General features: G+C 59.6%; 18 protein-coding genes and 2 tRNA genes. 13 read left to right on the forward strand and 7 right to left on the reverse strand.

Annotated elements, in window-relative coordinates; translation table 11 throughout:
- Nucleotides 1–15: 15 nt before the first annotated feature.
- The 4 genes from HBN63_RS02145 to HBN63_RS02160 all read left to right on the forward strand — a co-directional run bounded on the left by HBN63_RS02145 (nucleotide 16) and on the right by HBN63_RS02160 (nucleotide 2,995).
- Entirely contained in the window at nucleotides 16–816 is an 801-nt protein-coding gene (locus tag HBN63_RS02145; RefSeq protein WP_170048255.1) for a DUF1365 domain-containing protein, read from the forward strand.
- Entirely contained in the window at nucleotides 803–2,077 is a 1,275-nt protein-coding gene (locus HBN63_RS02150; protein WP_170048201.1) for a cyclopropane-fatty-acyl-phospholipid synthase family protein, read from the forward strand. The genes HBN63_RS02145 and HBN63_RS02150 overlap by 14 nt, the downstream gene beginning before the upstream one ends.
- Entirely contained in the window at nucleotides 2,070–2,597 is a 528-nt protein-coding gene (locus HBN63_RS02155; protein WP_170048202.1) for a DUF2878 domain-containing protein, read from the forward strand. The genes HBN63_RS02150 and HBN63_RS02155 overlap by 8 nt, the downstream gene beginning before the upstream one ends.
- An 86-nt stretch (nucleotides 2,598–2,683) precedes the next feature.
- On the forward strand, nucleotides 2,684–2,995 hold the full coding sequence (locus tag HBN63_RS02160; RefSeq protein ID WP_090251460.1) for a YkgJ family cysteine cluster protein: 312 nt from the start codon (nucleotides 2,684–2,686) through the stop codon (nucleotides 2,993–2,995).
- A 141-nt stretch (nucleotides 2,996–3,136) separates the two neighbouring features.
- On the opposite strand, the gene HBN63_RS02165 is transcribed toward HBN63_RS02160, so the two are convergent.
- The 6 genes from HBN63_RS02165 to hemA form a co-directional block, all read right to left on the reverse strand.
- Nucleotides 3,137–3,652: an acyloxyacyl hydrolase gene (locus tag HBN63_RS02165; protein ID WP_170048203.1), complete on the reverse strand. Its 516-nt coding sequence runs from the start codon at nucleotides 3,650–3,652 to the stop codon at nucleotides 3,137–3,139.
- 89 nt (nucleotides 3,653–3,741) lie between these two features.
- Nucleotides 3,742–4,539: a glutamate racemase gene (gene murI / locus HBN63_RS02170; RefSeq protein ID WP_345940461.1), complete on the reverse strand. Its 798-nt coding sequence runs from the start codon at nucleotides 4,537–4,539 to the stop codon at nucleotides 3,742–3,744.
- Nucleotides 4,532–5,290, reverse strand: a complete 759-nt coding sequence (locus HBN63_RS02175; RefSeq protein WP_170048256.1) for a molybdopterin-synthase adenylyltransferase MoeB — start codon at nucleotides 5,288–5,290, stop codon at nucleotides 4,532–4,534. Before HBN63_RS02175 ends, murI begins: the two co-directional genes overlap by 8 nt.
- A 19-nt stretch (nucleotides 5,291–5,309) precedes the next feature.
- Nucleotides 5,310–6,143, reverse strand: coding sequence for a peptide chain release factor N(5)-glutamine methyltransferase (prmC, locus tag HBN63_RS02180; RefSeq protein ID WP_170048205.1), 834 nt, complete (start codon nucleotides 6,141–6,143; stop codon nucleotides 5,310–5,312).
- 85 nt (nucleotides 6,144–6,228) lie between these two features.
- Entirely contained in the window at nucleotides 6,229–7,311 is a 1,083-nt protein-coding gene (prfA, locus tag HBN63_RS02185; RefSeq protein WP_170048206.1) for a peptide chain release factor 1, read from the reverse strand.
- A 9-nt stretch (nucleotides 7,312–7,320) separates the two neighbouring features.
- Complete coding sequence (hemA, locus tag HBN63_RS02190; RefSeq protein ID WP_090251448.1) at nucleotides 7,321–8,616, reverse strand: glutamyl-tRNA reductase; 1,296 nt, start codon at nucleotides 8,614–8,616, stop codon at nucleotides 7,321–7,323.
- A gap of 183 nt (nucleotides 8,617–8,799) precedes the next feature.
- Here hemA and HBN63_RS02195 point away from each other — a divergent pair, with 183 nt between their 5' ends.
- The 9 genes from HBN63_RS02195 to ychF all read left to right on the forward strand — a co-directional run bounded on the left by HBN63_RS02195 (nucleotide 8,800) and on the right by ychF (nucleotide 15,763).
- Nucleotides 8,800–10,530 carry a tetratricopeptide repeat protein gene (locus HBN63_RS02195; protein ID WP_170048207.1) on the forward strand — a complete coding sequence of 577 codons (1,731 nt, stop codon included), beginning with the start codon at nucleotides 8,800–8,802 and terminating at the stop codon, nucleotides 10,528–10,530.
- Nucleotides 10,530–11,147: a lipoprotein insertase outer membrane protein LolB gene (gene lolB / locus HBN63_RS02200; RefSeq protein WP_170048208.1), complete on the forward strand. Its 618-nt coding sequence runs from the start codon at nucleotides 10,530–10,532 to the stop codon at nucleotides 11,145–11,147. The genes HBN63_RS02195 and lolB overlap by 1 nt, the downstream gene beginning before the upstream one ends.
- Complete coding sequence (gene ispE, locus HBN63_RS02205) at nucleotides 11,144–12,019, forward strand: 4-(cytidine 5'-diphospho)-2-C-methyl-D-erythritol kinase (RefSeq protein WP_170048209.1); 876 nt, start codon at nucleotides 11,144–11,146, stop codon at nucleotides 12,017–12,019. Before lolB ends, ispE begins: the two co-directional genes overlap by 4 nt.
- 44 nt (nucleotides 12,020–12,063) lie before the next feature.
- Nucleotides 12,064–12,138 (forward strand) — tRNA-Gln (locus tag HBN63_RS02210).
- A gap of 52 nt (nucleotides 12,139–12,190) precedes the next feature.
- A tRNA-Gln gene (locus HBN63_RS02215) sits at nucleotides 12,191–12,265 on the forward strand.
- Nucleotides 12,266–12,310: 45 nt separating this feature from the next.
- On the forward strand, nucleotides 12,311–13,252 hold the full coding sequence (locus HBN63_RS02220; protein WP_090251437.1) for a ribose-phosphate pyrophosphokinase: 942 nt from the start codon (nucleotides 12,311–12,313) through the stop codon (nucleotides 13,250–13,252).
- Between the two features lie 114 nt (nucleotides 13,253–13,366).
- Nucleotides 13,367–13,969, forward strand: a complete 603-nt coding sequence (locus HBN63_RS02225; RefSeq protein WP_090251434.1) for a 50S ribosomal protein L25/general stress protein Ctc — start codon at nucleotides 13,367–13,369, stop codon at nucleotides 13,967–13,969.
- A 69-nt stretch (nucleotides 13,970–14,038) separates the two neighbouring features.
- Nucleotides 14,039–14,629, forward strand: coding sequence for an aminoacyl-tRNA hydrolase (pth, locus tag HBN63_RS02230; RefSeq protein ID WP_170048210.1), 591 nt, complete (start codon nucleotides 14,039–14,041; stop codon nucleotides 14,627–14,629).
- 33 nt (nucleotides 14,630–14,662) lie between these two features.
- On the forward strand, nucleotides 14,663–15,763 hold the full coding sequence (gene ychF / locus HBN63_RS02235) for a redox-regulated ATPase YchF (protein WP_090251429.1): 1,101 nt from the start codon (nucleotides 14,663–14,665) through the stop codon (nucleotides 15,761–15,763).
- 437 nt (nucleotides 15,764–16,200) lie between these two features.
- Here the strand turns inward: ychF and HBN63_RS02240 are convergent, their stop codons facing one another.
- Nucleotides 16,201–17,631, reverse strand: coding sequence for an IS1182 family transposase (locus HBN63_RS02240; protein ID WP_170048211.1), 1,431 nt, complete (start codon nucleotides 17,629–17,631; stop codon nucleotides 16,201–16,203).
- Between the last annotated feature and the right edge of the window lie 68 nt (nucleotides 17,632–17,699).

Consider the following 17,699-nt stretch of genomic DNA (forward strand, 5'->3'; position numbering starts at 1 on the left):
AACAGCACCACGGCACTGAACAGCGCCCTGTACAGCGGCTGGGTGCAGCACCGGCGCTTTGCCCCGCGGCTGCATAACTTTCGCTATCGCATGGGCCTGCTTTACCTCGATCTGAGTGAGCAGGAGGCCGTGCTTGCGCTATCGCCCTTGGCCGGGCGTGGCCGCTTTGCGCCCTTTGCCTTTCGCGAAACCGACTACTTGCCGCAGTTCACCAGTGCTGGTATCCGCCTCATCGATGCCGTGCGCCAACGCGTCACTGAAGCGCTGGGCCGCACGCCCCTGGGCCGCATTTGCCTGCTAACCCAGCCGCGCAGTTGGGGGTTGAGTTTCAACCCGGCGAGTTTTTTCTACTGCCATGAAGCCGATGGCCGCCTGGCAGCGATTCTCTGCGAAGTGAGCAACACGCCCTTCCGTGAGCGTTATCACTACGTGCTGCCGGCCGAGGGTGAGGGGCACCTGCATGTTGCTGTGGCCAAGGCGTTTCACGTCTCGCCCTTTCTGCCGCGCGAGCTGGAATACCGCATGAGTTTCAGCCCGGCCGGTGAGCGTCTGGGCATTCATATGGCCGACTGGCAAGGCGAGGAAAAACTCTTCGACGCCAGCCTCAGCCTGCAACGCACTGAACTCAACCGCGCCAGCCTACACCGCTATTTGCTTCACTTTCCCTGGATGACTGGCAAGACCGTGGCCGCCATTTACTGGCAAGCCCTGCGCCTGCTGCTCAAACGTATTCCCCTGTTCACCCACCGGGCCGCTGAAGGTGATTTCCGCGTCGCCCGCCCCGCATCAAAGGACGCCCTCCATGAAAAGCTCTAGCCTGACCTCCGCCAAACATGTGGTGCGTGCCGGCAGCGGCATTGGTGCCAGCCTGCTGCGCCGTGCGGTACTGCGCCAGCTGAAACAACTGCGCCATGGCCAGCTGGTGATCGTTGAAGGTGATGAACGCATGGAGTTCGGCGATGCCCATTCCAGCCTCAGTGCCGAGATCCAGGTGCAGGATGGTGCGGTCTGGGGGCTGGTGGCCGGCAATGGCTCGATCGGCTCGGGTGAAGCCTATATCCACGGTTACTGGACCACTCCGGACCTGACCGCGGTGATCCGCGTATTCGTCAGCAACCTCGACGTGCTCGACGCCATGGAAAGCGGTCTGGCTCAGCTGGGTCGTCCGCTGATCCAGGGCCTGCACTGGCTCAACCGCAATACCCGCAAGGGCTCGCGCAAGAACATCTCGGCGCATTACGACCTCGGCAATGATCTGTTCGAGCAGTTCCTCGACCCGACCATGATGTATTCGGCGGCCATGTTTCGCAGCGCCGATGACAGCCTTGAGCAGGCGCAAATGAACAAGCTAGAGCGTATCTGCCAGAAGCTTGCCCTCAAGCCCAGCGACCACCTGCTGGAAATCGGCACGGGCTGGGGCAGCATGGCGATCTACGCCGCGACCCATTACGGCTGCAAGGTGACCACCACCACCTTATCGCGTGAGCAGTACGCCTACACCGAACGACGCATTCAGGAGCAAGGCCTGCAAGGGCAGATCACCCTGCTACTAGAGGATTACCGCGACCTGAGCGGGCAGTTCGATAAGCTGGTGTCGATCGAGATGATCGAGGCCGTTGGCCATCGTTTCCTGCCCACCTACTTCCAGCAATGCGCCAACCTGCTCAAGCCCGACGGCCTGATGCTGCTGCAGGCCATCACCATCCGTGACCAGCGCTATGAGCAGGCGAAAAACGCGGTGGACTTCATTCAACGCTACATCTTCCCCGGTGGTGCCTTGCCGTCGGTGAATAAAATGCTGGAAATCATCAGCGCCAAAACCGACATGAACCTGCACCACATGGAAGATTTCGGCCTGCACTATGCGCGCACCCTGCGCATCTGGCACGACAACCTGCGCCAGGCACGGCACAAGCTGGAGCAGCAGGGTTATGACGACTACTTCTTCCGCCTCTGGGAGTTCTACCTGTGCTACTGCGAGGGCGGCTTTATCGAGCGCACCATCGGCACCGCACAGCTGTTGCTGGCCAAGCCGGCGGCACGTCCAGCTCCGCTACTGGGAAACTTCAATGCCTAAATTGATCGTCAACACCCTGCTATTTCAGCTTGGCTGGTTTGCCTGCGTCTTCGGCGGCGACAGCCTATGGCTGCTGAGTGTGGCAGCGATGCTGGCGGTGCACCTGCTGTGGACCAGCAGCTGGGCGGCAGAAGGCAAGCTGCTGATCACGGTGTTTCTCGCTGGCAGCGCGCTGGACAGCTTCCTGCTCAACCTCGGCGTGTTCGATTTCGGCGAGCCACGCACATTGATCCCGCTGTGGCTGGCCAGCCTGTGGCTGCTGATGGCCACCACGCTCAACCACTGCCTGGCCTGGACCGCGCAACCCTGGTGGCGCGGCAGCCTGCTCGGTGCGATTGGCGCACCGCTGTCCTATTACGGCGGCGCGCAGATCGCAGGCGTCAGCCTGCCCTACGGCACCTGGCAAAGCTTGCTGCTGATCGGCGCGATCTGGGCCGTGGTGATGCCCGTGCTGCATGGCTTCGCCAAACTTTATCGCAGCCAGTACGAGCAACGCTTGCGCACACGCCAGTCGGCGTAGCCGGCAAGCGCCACACAACGCCGATGGACAACGCCCTACGTCGGCCTTAAGCGCCGGCGTAATGCTGATGGCGTACACTGCGCGGCATGAGTCAACACATCCCGCATACCCAACTCGCCGACGAACCCGCAGTCAGCTGCAGCAACTGCGCCGCCTGCTGCTGCCAGCTCGAAGTCATGCTGATAACCGACACTGGCGTGCCGCCCCGCTATATCGACACCGATGATTGGGGCGGCGAAGTCATGCTGCGCCTGGACGACGGCTGGTGCGCCGCACTGGACCGCGACACCATGCGTTGCACCATTTACGAAGTGCGCCCACTGATCTGCCGCGAATTCGAAACCGCCTCCCCCGAATGCCTGGACGAGCGCAAGGGCATGAGCAGCATCTACCGCTGAGTGCGCGGTTTACTGCAGGCACACAATATCGCCAGGAACGTTTTTAACGTCGCACAGCGATGACTCCGTAGGGGTGACCGCCATGGACGGCAGGCCAGAAAAAAGCCGGATAACAATCCGGCTTTTTAACAGCTCAAACCGCTAGAAACTCATGCGGTAATGCAGGCTATAACTCTCAACGCCGTCGTTAGGTTGTTTAAGCCCGGCGTTGGAGTAATGCAGGGCGCGCAAGCCGACTTCCTGCCCGGCGAAACGTACGCCGAAACCGATGCGGTCTTCAAACTGGAAAGACGAGCCCAGGTCGTTGTCTTCCAGCTCGGTGCTGCTAAAAGCGGCAATGCCGATACCGGCTTCGATATAGGGTTTGACGCGCTCGCCAGCAAACTCGTAGACGAACACCGGGCTGAGCGAGAGGCTGTGGTTGCTAGAGGTTTCGTCACCGTCCCAGTAGGTGTAAGCAGCATCCCAATAGCCAGTCAAGCGACCGACATCACTGACAAACCAGCTCTGGTTGAAATCGAACTGGGTGCCCAGGCGGTAGGTCATGGTCGAGTCGCCCGTTTGGCCGACCGCCACGCTTAGATCCATCGCCTGCACTGCACTGACTTGCCCCCAAGCCAAGACTGCCAACGCAGCCAGAGTCATGACTTTTCTCATGGTAATAATCCTTATCCGCCCAAGTAGAAGCTTGCTGACACTGCTTGAGAGTATAGAAATCTTTAGCTACCGAGAAAGCCGACTTATGGCTAAACCGTGCCAGGCAGGCCACTGACTAGCGCCGCCTCGCCCCACAGCAAAGGCAACACACGCTGCATGGCTGCGGGATCACCACTCGACCAGAACTGTGCTGGCAGAGCCGGACCGCTGGCGAGCAGATCATGGCTGGTCAGCAGGCGCTGGACTTGCCGCGCCACCGCCGCGCCCGTGTCGATCAGGCTGATCGAGTCCGGCACCAAACTGCGCAGCAACGGTTTGATAAAGGGGTAATGGGTACAGCCGAGAATCAGAGTGTCGCAGCCCTCGGCCAGTAGCGGTGCGACAAAGCCCTGCAGCAGCTCGCGGGTGGCAAGGCTATCCAGCTCGCCGACCTCGATACGCTCGACCAACCCCGGACAAGGCTGGGTAATCACCCGCACATCGCTGGCAAAACGGTCGAGCAAGGCGGCGAACTTGGCGCTTTTTAGCGTGCCTGTGGTGGCCAGCACACCGACCACGCCACTCTGCGTGGCGGCAGCTGCAGGTTTGACCGCCGGCTCCATGCCCACCAACGGCAGCTGCGGATACAGCTCACGCAACTCGGCCACTCCCGCCACCGTGGCGGTGTTGCAGGCCAGCACCAGCGCCTTGGCGCCCTGGGCAAGCAGAAACTCGGCCAGCACCCGGCAGCGCTCGCGAATAAATTCCAGGCTCTTCTCGCCGTAGGGCACATGGCCGCTGTCGGCCACATACAGCAGCGACTCATTCGGCAGCAACGCGCGAATCTCGCGCAGCACCGACAAGCCGCCGACGCCGGAGTCGAATACGCCAATCGGCGCGTTACTCACCGCTGGCCACTCCACACACGCTACAGCCCGGATCACGCTTGACCCGCAGCTCGCGGAAACGGCTACCAAGCGCATCGATCAACAGCAGACGCCCTACCAGCGGCTCGCCAAACTGCGCCAGCAGCTTCAAGGCTTCCAGCGCCTGCAAACTACCGACCAGGCCAACCAATGGGCCGACCACACCGGCTTCGCTACAGGTAAGCTCGGCCTCGCTGCCGTGGCCATAGATGCAGTGGTAGCACGGACTGTCGCCACGGCGCGGATCGAACACCGAGAGCTGGCCTTCCAGGCGAATCGCCGCACCACTGACCAGCGGCACCTTGGCCGCCACACACGCGGCGTTGACCGCCTCGCGGGTGCTGAAGTTGTCCGAGCAATCCAGCACCAGATCGACTGCCGCCACCGCTGCGGCCAGCGAATCGCTGTCCAGGCCCTGCCGATGGGCTTGCAATCGCAGCTGCGGGTTGATCGCCAGCAGGCGCTTGCTCGCCGAGTCGACCTTACTCAGGCCGATGCTGGCTGTGTCGTGGACGATCTGCCGCTGCAGGTTGGTCAGGTCGACCGTATCAAAGTCCGCCAGATGCAACTCACCGACCCCAGCGGCGGCCAGGTAAAGCGCCACCGGCGAACCCAGGCCGCCGAGGCCGATAATCAGCGCACGGCTGTTTTTCAGGCGCAGCTGGCCGGCGATATCGATCTGTTGCAGTAGAATCTGCCGGCTATAGCGCAGCAGTTCCTCGTCATTCAGCATGTCCTGCGCACTCATGGCGTCACTCATTATCGAAGCGTCCCAGACTGATGCGCTCATGGCCGCCCAGGTCACGCCGGCTTTCCACCGCGCTAAAACCGCGCGCGCTGAGCAGCTCGCGCACTGCCGCCGCCTGATCGAAGCCATGTTCCAGCAGCAACCAGCCACCCGCTTGAAGATAGTTCGGGGCCTGCTGGATGATCAGTCGGATATCGTCCAGCCCATCCGCGCCCGCCACCAGCGCGCTGCTCGGCTCGAAGCGTACATCGCCTTCGGCCAGGTGGCGATCATCGGCGGCGATATACGGCGGGTTGCTGACAATCAGCTGATAACGCTGCCCGGTCAGCGCGCTAAACCAGTGGCTTTCACTAAAGCTGGCATTGTTCAGGTTGAGCCGCGCTCGGTTGCGTTCGGCCAGGGCCACCGCCTCCACCACACGATCCACACCGGTTAGTCGCCAGGCCGGACGCTCGCTGGCCAGGGCCAGAGCAATAGCGCCAGTGCCGGTGCCTAGATCAAGCAGCGCGGCAGGCGTGGCTGGCAGCAGCGCCAGAACGGTTTCCACCAGCAGTTCGGTATCCGGCCGTGGGATCAGGGTATGCGACGCAACTTCCAGCTCCAGACTCCAGAAGCCCTGCTGACCGAGGATATAGGCCACCGGCTCACCGGCCTGACGCCGCACCAGCGCCGCCTGATAACGCTCAAGTTGCGGAGTATCGAGTTCGCGCTCCGGCCAGGTATGCAGATAGCTGCGCGACTTGCCTAGGGCGTGGGCGAGCAATAGCTCAGCATCCAAACGCGGAGTCGGCGAGTCAGGTAGTTCGGCGTGGTTGAGCAGAGATTCAATAGTGGCCATGGCATTTATTCCGTAGCCCGGATGTAATCCGGGACATGCGTCAACGGTCGCTCCCGGATTGCATCCGGGCTACGAAAAGCGCGAATCAATCGCCCAGCGCGGCCAGCTGATCGGCCTGATATTCGACCAGCAGCGGCTCGATAATCGCTTCGACGCCGCCGGCAATCACTTCGTTCAGCGAATACAGAGTCAGGTTGATACGGTGATCGGTCACTCGCCCTTGCGGGAAATTGTAGGTGCGGATGCGCTCGGAACGGTCACCGGAGCCCACCAGCAACTTGCGCGAATCGGAAATTTCCTTGTGCGCAGCGGCTTCCTGCTGGTCTTTGAGTTTCGCCGCCAGCCAGGCCATGGCCTTGGCGCGGTTCTTGTGCTGCGAGCGCTCTTCCTGACATTCCACCACGGTGCCGGTGGGAATGTGAGTGATACGGATCGCCGAGTCGGTGGTGTTAACGTGCTGACCACCGGCACCGGAGCTGCGGTAGGTGTCCACGCGCAGATCGGCTGGGTTGATGTCGATGGCCATCTGCTCATCCGGCTCGGGCAGCACGGCGACGGTACAGGCCGAGGTGTGGATACGGCCTTGGGATTCAGTTTCGGGCACGCGCTGCACGCGGTGCGCACCGGACTCGAATTTGAGTTTGCCGTAAACGTTGTCGCCCTCGACCCGGGCAATGACCTCTTTGTAGCCGCCATGCTCGCCTTCGCTGGCCGACAGCACTTCTACACGCCAGCCCTGCTTCTCGGCATAACGCGAGTACATACGGAACAGGTCGCCGGAGAAGATCGCTGCCTCGTCGCCGCCGGTGCCGGCGCGCACTTCGAGAAATACGTTACGGCCGTCGTTGGGGTCTTTCGGCAGCAGCATGCGCTGCAGGCTGACTTCCAGCTCGATCAGCTGCTCCTTGGCCTCGGAAACTTCCTCTTCGGCCATCTCGCGCATGTCCGGGTCGCTGTCTTTGAGCAGCGCCTGGGCGCCTTCGAGGTCGGACTGGACTTTCCGAAACGCACTGAACGCCTGGTATACCGGCTCAATCTCGGCGTACTCCTTGGAGTAGGCGCGAAACTGCGGCTGGTTGCTGATCACCTCGGCATCGCCGAGCAACGCGGTCAGCTCTTCGAAACGATCCTGCAACAGGTCGAGTTTATTGATCAGTGACGCTTTCATTGCAGACCTTTATTTATTAGCCGAACTGCTATGGGTAGAAGCAGGCGGCGCGCCCTCGTCGAGGGCAAACAGTTCTTGGGCCACGCCCAGCGCATCGACGCGGCCGTCAGCAGAGAATTTTTTCAGCTGCACACTGGGCGCATGCAGCAGCTTGTTGGTGAGGCCGCGGGCCAGCAGCGCCAGCACATCCTCGGCCGAACTGCCATTGTTGAGCAGACGCAGGGCCTTGTTCAGCTCCTCATCACGCAAACGCTCAGCCTGCTGACGGTAGGCCTTAAGCACATCCACTGCGGCCAGCTCGCGCAGGCGCTGCATGAAGTCGCGGGCGCCGACACTGACCAGCTCTTCGGCGGCCTGGGCCGCGCCCTGGCGGCTCTTGAGGTTCTCCGCGATCACTTCGTGCAGGTCATCGACGGTGTAGAGGTAAACGTCGTCCAATTCGCCGACTTCCGGCTCGATATCGCGCGGTACGGCGATGTCGACCATAAAGATCGGCTTGTGCTTACGCTGCTTCAACGCGCGCTCGACCGCGCCCTTGCCGAGAATCGGCAGCTGGCTGGCAGTGGAGCTGATCACGATATCGCTGTTGACCAGCTCATCGGGGATTTCCGACAGCAGCACGGCATGCGCGCCAAATTGTTCGGCCAGGCTACTGGCGCGCTCCAGGGTGCGATTGGCTACCACAATGCGCTTGATGCCCTGGTCGTGCAGATGGCGGGCGACCAGGCTGATGGTTTCACCGGCGCCGATCAGCAGGGCCTGACTGCGATGCAAGTCGGCGAAAATCTGCTTGGCCAGGCTGACGGCGGCAAAAGCCACGGATACCGGGTTTTCGCCAATCGCGGTATCGGTGCGCACTGTCTTGGCGGTGCTGAAGGTGGCCTGAAACAAGCGCCCAAGCAGCGGGCCGAGGGTGCCGGCCTCACGGGCTACGGCAAATGCCGATTTCATTTGGCCGAGAATCTGCGGCTCGCCCAACACCATCGAGTCCAGCCCCGAGGCCACGCGCATCATATGGCGCACGGCTTCGTCATCGGCATGGATATAGGCGCAGGCGCGCAATTCTTCGAGGCTCAAGCGATGGTAGTTGGCCAACCAGGCCAGCACTTCGTCAGCGCTCAGCTCATCCTGCTCGAGATACAGCTCACTGCGATTGCAGGTCGAGAGAATCGCCGCCTCTCTACTGCTGGTGCGCTGACACAGCTGCTGCAATGCCTCAACCAACTGCTCAGGAGTGAAAGCCACGCGTTCGCGGACGTCCACCGAGGCGGTCTTGTGGTTGATACCGAGGGCAATAAAGGCCATGCACGTCGCTGACAGGGAGTGGAAGCCGGCAATTGTCCTACTTCGGCAAAGCGAGAACAACCACTGCGGCCGATTGTCCCAATAGCCAGGTTTATCTCTTAATCCGCATCATTGCAGCCCATGGGCTTGCCCCAGCGCTTGTGTCATGATGCCCAAACCGCAGGTTGGCCACATACTCTTCCTATGAATAGATCCTTCGCGTTGCTGACTGCCGCTGCCTTTTTAAGTGGCTGCCAGACCTTTACTCCCTCTGCCCCGGATGGCACGCCACCGGTGGAAGAGCCCGCTGTTGTTGCCGCAGAAATCCAGCCGCAGGTTTACCGCAATTTCAGCCAGGAAACCCTGCTGTCGCTGCTGGTCGCGGAACTGGCAGGCCAGCGCAACCGCTTCGACATTGCCCTGGGAAACTATGTAGAGCAGGCCAATGCCACTCAGGATGCTGGCGTCGCCGAGCGTGGCTTTCGCATTGCCGAGTACCTAGGGGCCGAACAGCCCGCGCTGGAAACCAGCCTGCTGTGGGCCAAGACCGCTCCCGAGAATATCGACGCGCAGCGCGCCGCCGCCGTGCAACTGGCACGTGCCGGCCGCTATGACGAATCCATGACCTTTATGGAGCAGGTACTGCAGCGTCAGGGCGATACGCATTTCGACTTCCTGGCGCTGTCCGCAGCTGAAACTGACCCGGATACCCGTGCCGGCCTGCTGCAAAGCTTCGACCGCCTGCAGGCAAAGTACCCGGACAACAGCCAGCTGCAATTTGGCAAAGCCCTGCTGCTGCAACAGAATGGCCAGCCGCAGGAGGCCCTGGAGCTACTGGAGCAGCAACCCAGCAAAGACCGCCCCATTGCCTCAATCTTGTTGCATGCCCGCCTGCTGCAAAGCCTTGAGCGCAACGATGAAGCCCTGCCGCTGCTGGAAAAAGGCATCGAGCAATACCCAGACGACAAGCGCCTGCGCCTCACCTATGCACGCCTGCTGGTGGCCGAAGACCGCCTGGACGAAGCCAAAGGCGAGTTTGCCTCACTGCTGCAACAGAACCCTGATGATGATGACCTGCGCTTTTCGCTGGCACTGGTCTGCCTTGAAGCCAAAGCCTGGAAAGAGGCCATCGTCTACCTCGAAGAACTGGTCGAACGCGGCAGCCACAGTGAAGCCGCGCATTACAACCTGGCCCGCGCCTATGAAGAACTCGGTGATACCGCCAGCGCATTGATCGAGTACGCCCTGGTCGGCCCCGGCAACGATTACCTGCCGGCCCAAGCCCGGCAGAGCGAACTGCTGTTCAAGGCACAGCGCGCTGAAGAAGCCGCCGAGCGCCTGCGTCAAGCTCGCGAAAGCCAGCCTGACTATGCCATCCAGCTGTACCTGATCGAAGCCGAAGCCTGGTCCAAGCAGCAGGACACCGAACGCGCCTGGCAGCTGATCCAACAAGGATTGGAACAGTTCCCCGAAGACCTCAACTTGCTCTACACCCGCGCCATGCTCGCGGAAAAGCGCGATGATCTCGCCCTGCTGGAGCGTGACCTGCGCTTTATACTCGAGCGCGAACCAGACAACGCCATGGCACTCAATGCACTGGGCTACACCCTGGCCGACCGCACCACGCGCTACGCCGAAGCCAAACAGTTGATCGAGCAGGCGCACCAACTCAACCCTGAAGACCCTGCAGTACTCGACAGCCTCGGCTGGGTGAATTACCGCCTGGGCAATTTGGATGAAGCTGAACGCCTACTGCGCAGAGCACTGCAGGAATTTCCCGACCACGAAGTCGCCGCCCACCTGGGTGAAGTGCTGTGGGCACAAGGGAAACAGAAAGAAGCGCGCAAACTCTGGCGTGAAGCCCTGAAACAACAACCCGACAGCCCAATCCTGCGCAGCACCCTGCTGCGCCTGACCGGAGCAGAGACGCTTTGATGCTTGGGCGCCACCTGATAGTTTTCAGCCTGATTACATTACTGGCAGGCTGCGCCGGCCTGACCTCCCGCGAAGCCCTTGAAGGCCAGGGCAACGCGCAAAGCTGGCAAGCGCACAAGCAACAGATCAGCGGCCTGGATGCCTGGCAGATCAATGGCAAAGTCGGTATCCGTGCACCGAAAGACTCCGGTAGCGGCACTCTTTTCTGGCTACAACGCCAGGACTATTACGACATCCGACTGTCCGGCCCATTGGGTCGCGGCGCCGCTCGCCTGACCGGGCGCCCAGGCGCCATTCAACTGGAAGTGGCCAACCAGGGCCGCTACCAGGCTGAATCACCAGAACAACTGCTGCGCGACCAACTGGGCCTGAACCTGCCCGTTTCACACCTGTTCTGGTGGATTCGCGGCCTGCCTTCGCCAGACAGCAAAAGCCGCCTGAACCTCGACAGCCAAAGCCACTTGGCGCAGTTGAGCCAAGACGGCTGGGATGTCGAGTACCTCAGCTATGCCGAGCAGAATGGCTTCTGGCTGCCGGAGCGCATCAAGCTCAGCGGCTTTGACCTGCAAGTCACCCTGGTAATCAAGGACTGGCAACCGCGCCAGCTCGGCCAATGACCACACCGGCCATACCCGCCGCTGCCGAACTGATCCTGCCGGCACCGGCCAAGCTCAACCTGATGCTGCATATTCTCGGCCGCCGCGCCGACGGCTATCACGAGCTGCAAACCCTGTTTCAGTTTCTCGACTTCGGTGACGAGCTGGGCTTTGCCCTGCGCCCCGACGGTGAAATTCACCTGCATACGCCCATCGACGGCGTACCCCACGACAGCAACCTGATCGTGCGTGCCGCGCGCATGCTGCAACAGCACGCAAACTGCACCCTGGGTGCCGACATCTGGCTGGACAAGCGCCTGCCCATGGGCGGCGGCATTGGCGGCGGCAGTTCGGATGCCGCGACCACCCTACTCGGCCTCAACCATCTGTGGCAGCTGAACTATAGCGAAGATCAACTGGCTTCCCTGGGCCTCAGCCTGGGCGCAGACGTACCGGTATTCGTGCGCGGTCACGCGGCATTTGCCGAAGGCGTCGGTGAAAAGCTGCAACCGGTGACCCTGAGCGAACCCTGGTTTCTTGTTGCCATTCCGCAAGTACTTGTCAGCACAGCGGAAATTTTCTCCGACCCTGAGTTGACACGGGATACGCCGCCCATTAAAGTTCGCAGCCTTCTTGAGGGGGGTGGTCGTAATGACTGCCAGCCGGTGGTCACGAAGCGTTATTCAGAAGTTCGTAACGCTCTGATCTTGTTGAACAAATTTGTTCCAACTAGATTAACCGGCACTGGAGCTTGTGTGTTTGGGAGCTTCCCAAACCAGGACGATGCTGATAAAGTCGCCCGCCAACTTCCAGCCACATTGCCAAGTTTTATTGCCCAAGGCCGTAACATTTCTATGTTGCACCGCAAGCTCGAAACATTGGTCAGGAAGTGAATGTTCGCTCTTAGTAATTTAAGAGCACAGAGTTGTACGGTAATAGGGGCGTCGCCAAGCGGTAAGGCACCAGGTTTTGATCCTGGCATGCGTTGGTTCGAATCCAGCCGCCCCTGCCATTTCCGCCCTGGAGCGGATACACAACTCAAAGCATTCGGTTACACAGGATACAGGGGCGTCGCCAAGCGGTAAGGCACCAGGTTTTGATCCTGGCATGCGTTGGTTCGAATCCAGCCGCCCCTGCCATTTCTGTACTCATCCAGGTATACCCCCAGCCGGCAGGTACTGCGCGTGTCCAAGATGATGGTTTTTACGGGGAACGCTAACCCCGATCTGGCGCGACGTATCGTACGTCAGCTGCACATTCCCCTCGGTGATGCTTCTGTCGGTAAGTTTTCCGACGGCGAGATCATGATTGAAATCAACGAAAACGTCCGCGGTAAAGACGTCTTCCTGATTCAACCGACGTGCGCGCCAACCAACGATAACCTGATGGAACTGGTAGTGATGGCTGATGCCTTCCGCCGCTCATCAGCGACCCGAATTACTGCAGTTATCCCCTACTTCGGCTATGCCCGCCAGGATCGCCGTCCGCGCTCCGCCCGCGTGGCAATCAGTGCCAAAGTTGTGGCTGATATGCTCACCGTTGTAGGCATCGACCGGGTTTTGACCGTCGACCTGCACGCTGACCAGATCCAGGGTTTCTTCGATATCCCAGTAGATAACATCTACGGCTCCCCAGTACTGGTGGACGACATCGAAGACCAGCGCTTTGAAAACCTGATGATTGTCTCCCCGGACATCGGCGGCGTAGTGCGTGCGCGCGCTGTAGCCAAGTCCCTGGGTGTTGACCTGGCGATCATCGACAAGCGCCGCGAGAAAGCCAACCACTCCGAAGTGATGCACATCATCGGTGATGTTGAAGGCCGTACCTGCATCCTGGTCGACGACATGGTGGATACCGCTGGCACGCTGTGCCACGCCGCCAAAGCGCTGAAAGAACACGGCGCCTCGAAAGTCTTCGCGTACGCCACACACGCTGTACTGTCTGGCCGCGCAATCGAAAACATTGAAAAATCCGTACTCGACGAGCTGGTGGTGACTAACACCATCCCGCTGTCCGCCGCCGCGCAATCCTGCTCGCGTATTCGCCAGCTGGACATCGCCCCGGTAGTCGCTGAAGCGGTTCGCCGCATCAGCAATGAAGAATCGATCAGCGCGATGTTCCGTTAATTCGGTATACGCCCTGAACGCAAACGCCCTGCCCTGACGGCAAGGCTTTTCAACCAACTGTCCCGTCGCTGGTCGCAAGCGTAACGGACGGTTTGGTTATTTTGGAGAAGTGAAATGACTGAATTTGCCCTGAATGCCGAAGTGCGTTCCGACTTGGGGAAAGGTGCGAGCCGCCGCCTGCGTCGTAACGTTGCCATGGTTCCTGCCGTAATTTACGGTGGCGAAAAAGCTCCACAATCGATCAGCCTGCTGGCCAAAGAACTGGCCAAACTGCTGGAAAACGAAGCAGCCTACAGCCACGTGCTGAGCCTGAACGTAGCCGGCAGCAACGAAAGCGTGATCATCAAAGCTCTGCAGCGCCATCCAGCCAAAGGCTACGTGCTGCACGCTGACTTCGTTCGCGTAGTCGCTGGCCAGAAACTGACCGCTATCGTTCCCCTGCACTTCATCAACCAAGAAACTTCGGTTGGCGTTAAGCAGCAAGGCGGCGAAGTCTCCCACGTCCTGGCTGAAGTAGAAGTTTCCTGCCTGCCGAAAGACCTGCCTGAATTCATCGAAGTCGACATGGCTGCCGTTGAAGTGGGTCAGATCGTTCACCTGGCCGACCTGAAACTGCCGAAAGGCGTTGAGCTGGTTGCACTGGCTCACGGTAACGACCTGGCAGTGGCTAACATCCACGCCTCCCGCGTTGCTAAAGACGAAGGCGCTGCCGAGTAATCCTCGCAGTGTCGGAAACCAGCTCGGTATGCGATTCTGCCGAGCTATTTCCACAAAAGGGCTCCTGACATGACTGCCGTACAACTGATCGTTGGCCTGGGTAACCCCGGCCCTGAATACGACCAGACTCGGCATAATGCAGGGGCCCTTTTCGTTGAGCGCCTGGCTGACAGCCAGCGCATCAATCTGAGCCTCGACAAAAAGTATTTTGGCCTGGTTGGCAAACTCAGCCATCAGGGCCGCGATGTTCGCCTGCTGATCCCCACCACCTTTATGAATCGCAGCGGCCAGGCCGTAGCGGCATTGGCGAATTTCTTCCGCATCCCGCCGGAAGCCATTCTGGTGGCGCACGACGAACTCGACATGCCCCCCGGCGTCGCCAAACTCAAACAGGGTGGCGGGCACGGCGGACATAACGGGCTGCGCGACATCATTGCCCAGCTCGGCAATCAGAATAATTTTTACCGCCTGCGGCTTGGCATTGGCCACCCCGGGCACAGCAGCATGGTTTCCAACTTCGTCCTCGGCCGCGCACCACGCAGCGAACAGGAACTGCTGGACGCCAGCATCGACTTTGCCCTGGGCACCCTGCCGGAAATACTCGCAGGCGACTGGAGCAAAGCCATGCACAAGCTGCACAGCCAGAAAGCCACCTCCTAACTCTTTACCGCCATTCGCGCGAGGGACAACACCATGGGATTCAACTGCGGCATCGTCGGCCTGCCCAACGTCGGCAAGTCCACCCTGTTTAACGCCCTCACCAAATCCGGTATTGCGGCCGAGAACTTTCCGTTCTGCACCATCGAACCCAACAGCGGCATCGTGCCGATGCCTGACCCACGCCTCGCGGAGCTGGCAGCCATCGTCAACCCCAAGCGCATCCTGCCCACCACCATGGAATTCGTCGATATCGCCGGCCTGGTAGAAGGCGCGTCAAAGGGTGAAGGCCTGGGCAACAAATTCCTCGCTAACATCCGCGAGACCGACGCCATCGCCCACGTAGTACGCTGCTTTGAAGACGATAACGTGATTCACGTTGCTAACAGCGTCGACCCCAAGCGCGATATAGAAATCATCGACCTCGAACTGATCTTCGCCGACCTCGACAGCTGCGAAAAGCAACTGCAGAAGACCACGCGCAATGCCAAGGGCGGCGACAAAGAAGCCGTGGCACAGAAAGCCCTGCTGGAAAAGCTCATCCCCCACTTCAGCGAAGGTAAGCCAGCGCGCACCCTGATGAAGACCCTGGGTGACGACGAGAAGCAACTGGTACGTGGCTTCCACCTGCTCACCAGCAAGCCGGTGATGTACATCGCCAACGTCGCTGAAGACGGCTTTGAGAACAACCCACTGCTCGACATCGTCCAGGCCATTGCCGATGCCGAAGGCGCTCCCGTGGTGCCGGTATGCAACAAGATCGAAGCAGAAATCGCCGAGCTGGATGATGGCGAAGAAAAAGACATGTTCCTCGAAGCCCTGGGCCTCGAAGAACCCGGCCTGAACCGAGTAATCCGCGCGGGCTACGAACTGCTCAACCTGCAGACCTACTTCACCGCCGGCGTCGAAGAAGTCCGCGCCTGGACCGTCCGCGTCGGCGCCACCGCCCCACAAGCTGCTGGCGTGATCCACACCGACTTCGAAAAAGGCTTTATCCGCGCCGAAGTCATCGCCTACAACGACTTCATTCAATACAAGGGCGAAGCCGGCACCAAAGAAGCCGGCAAGTGGCGCTTGGAAGGCAAGGACTACATCGTGAAAGACGGCGACGTCATGCATTTCCGCTTTAACGTGTAGCGTGTAGCGTGTATTTGGATCCTATCGGATCTTGATGGACCCCAAGCCCCTTACTCTAGTTGAATCAAGGGGCTTTTCTTTCCCACCAACATCCCCGACATCACATTAATATCCACACCGTTAACGGGTATTGCAATCTCATATTCGGAGAATTAACCGGTTACAGCACGCCGGTGCCGATGTGCCACTTACCTACACTCAGTGCCGCACACGTCCCCAGTTTCGTAGGCGCCCCTCCCCCCCCAAATTGAGCCTGGGTAAATGTCAGCTTCTGGCCCAAAGTGTGTAAAAACACTTTCGTATCCTGGATGCCTCAGCCCAGCGCAGTTGGGCGAGTCAATTTTCCACGCATCATTTGCCACGATCAGCACCGGTAACGCTCCGGAGCGCTTATGAGTCGTTTTAGCGCCACCTGGAGCAGCAAAAGCCGAGTGCTTTTACGCCGCCATTGCCTTCAACAAGCCTTCGGCACCGATGATTCTAATGACCAGCTTCAAGTTGTAGGCGAGCACATTCAGACTCATCTCCGCGCTAACGCCAGCCAACCTAAGTGTGAGGAAATGCGTGGAACCCATCCATTGTTTGAGCGTACCGACGGGATGCTCAACAGTGCGCTTTCGGACTCGCATCATGTCTGGCGCATGGTTCAGCCGGCTCTGCATTTCGTCTAGCACGGCTTCATACTCCCAACGCCGCACTCGTCGCTGCTTGCTCGGCGTGCACTGCGTTTTCAGGGCGCAGCTCTGGAAACTCGAACTCCAGTAGCAGTGTATATTCAGGCCTTTCTCGACGCTGGAGAAGCGCCAAATCAATGCCTCAACAGCTGGGCAAACGTATTCATTATTGGCTGCGTTAAAAACGAAGGCATCGCTGTTGAAACGCCCGTCCGCTTTAGCGCCTGAAGTCATCGGCTTGGGTACATAGGCGGTAATTTTTGCATCATGGCAGGGCAGGATTTCCTCGCTTTTGAAGTAGCCCCGATCAGCCACCAACAACAGTGCTTCTGAACCAATGGCTTCCCGCGCCTGCTTTGCCATCGAGCTGAGTTGGTCGCGGTCAGAGCCAACGTTCGTGACTTCGTGAGCAACGATCAAATGGTGCTGGGTATCGACCGCCGTTTGTACGTTGTAGCCGACGATGCCATTGCCACGCGTCATCATCGAGCGGGCATCGGGGTCGGTCAGTGAAACCTGTTTGTCTGGAGAGTCGTTGAGCTGAGATTCGATCACCTGAAGCTCTTTCATCTGAGCTTTGAGCTTGGCGATTTTCTCTTCCAGGCGCGCAGCGTCTGGCTCAGCGGCGCTTGGCACTTGCCGGTCAGCTGCATCAAGAGAGGTCAGGTAACGGTTGATGCTCGACTCGATTTCTTCCATTCGCCGCTTCAGTTTGGCGCTGGTGAAATTGCGGTCGCGGTTGTTCACTGCCTTGAATTTGCTCTCGTCGATGGCCACTAGGTTTTCGCTAAACAATCCCAACTGCTGGCACAGCACAACGAACTGGCGGCACACGCCGCGAATGGCTTTGCTGTTGTCTTTTCGGAAGCTGGCGATGGTTTTGAAGTCGGGCATCAAACGCCCGGTTAACCACATCAATTCGATGTTGCGCTGGGCTTCTCGCTCAAGACGTCGAATAGATTGGATGCGGTTGAGATAGCCGTAGATATAGATCTTCAACAGGATCGCAGGGTGGTAAGCAGGTCTGCCGGTTTCGGCTGGAATGACGCCATTAAAACCCAGCGTGGCCAAGTCGAGTTCATCGACGAAGACATCAACCTCCCGTACCGGGTTGGTATCGCTGACGTAGTCGTCGAGGCTCTCGGGAAGTAAGGTGCTTTGCCCTCGGTGCTCACCCTGGATAAACCGTTTCATGGGCTTCCCTTGCGATGAAATTCTCAGAAATCATAGCAAGGGTATGTCCGGGCGTTTTTACACACTCT

The sequence above is a fragment of the Pseudomonas sp. WS 5011 genome, from assembly GCF_012985775.1.
Lineage (GTDB): Bacteria > Pseudomonadota > Gammaproteobacteria > Pseudomonadales > Pseudomonadaceae > Aquipseudomonas > Aquipseudomonas peli.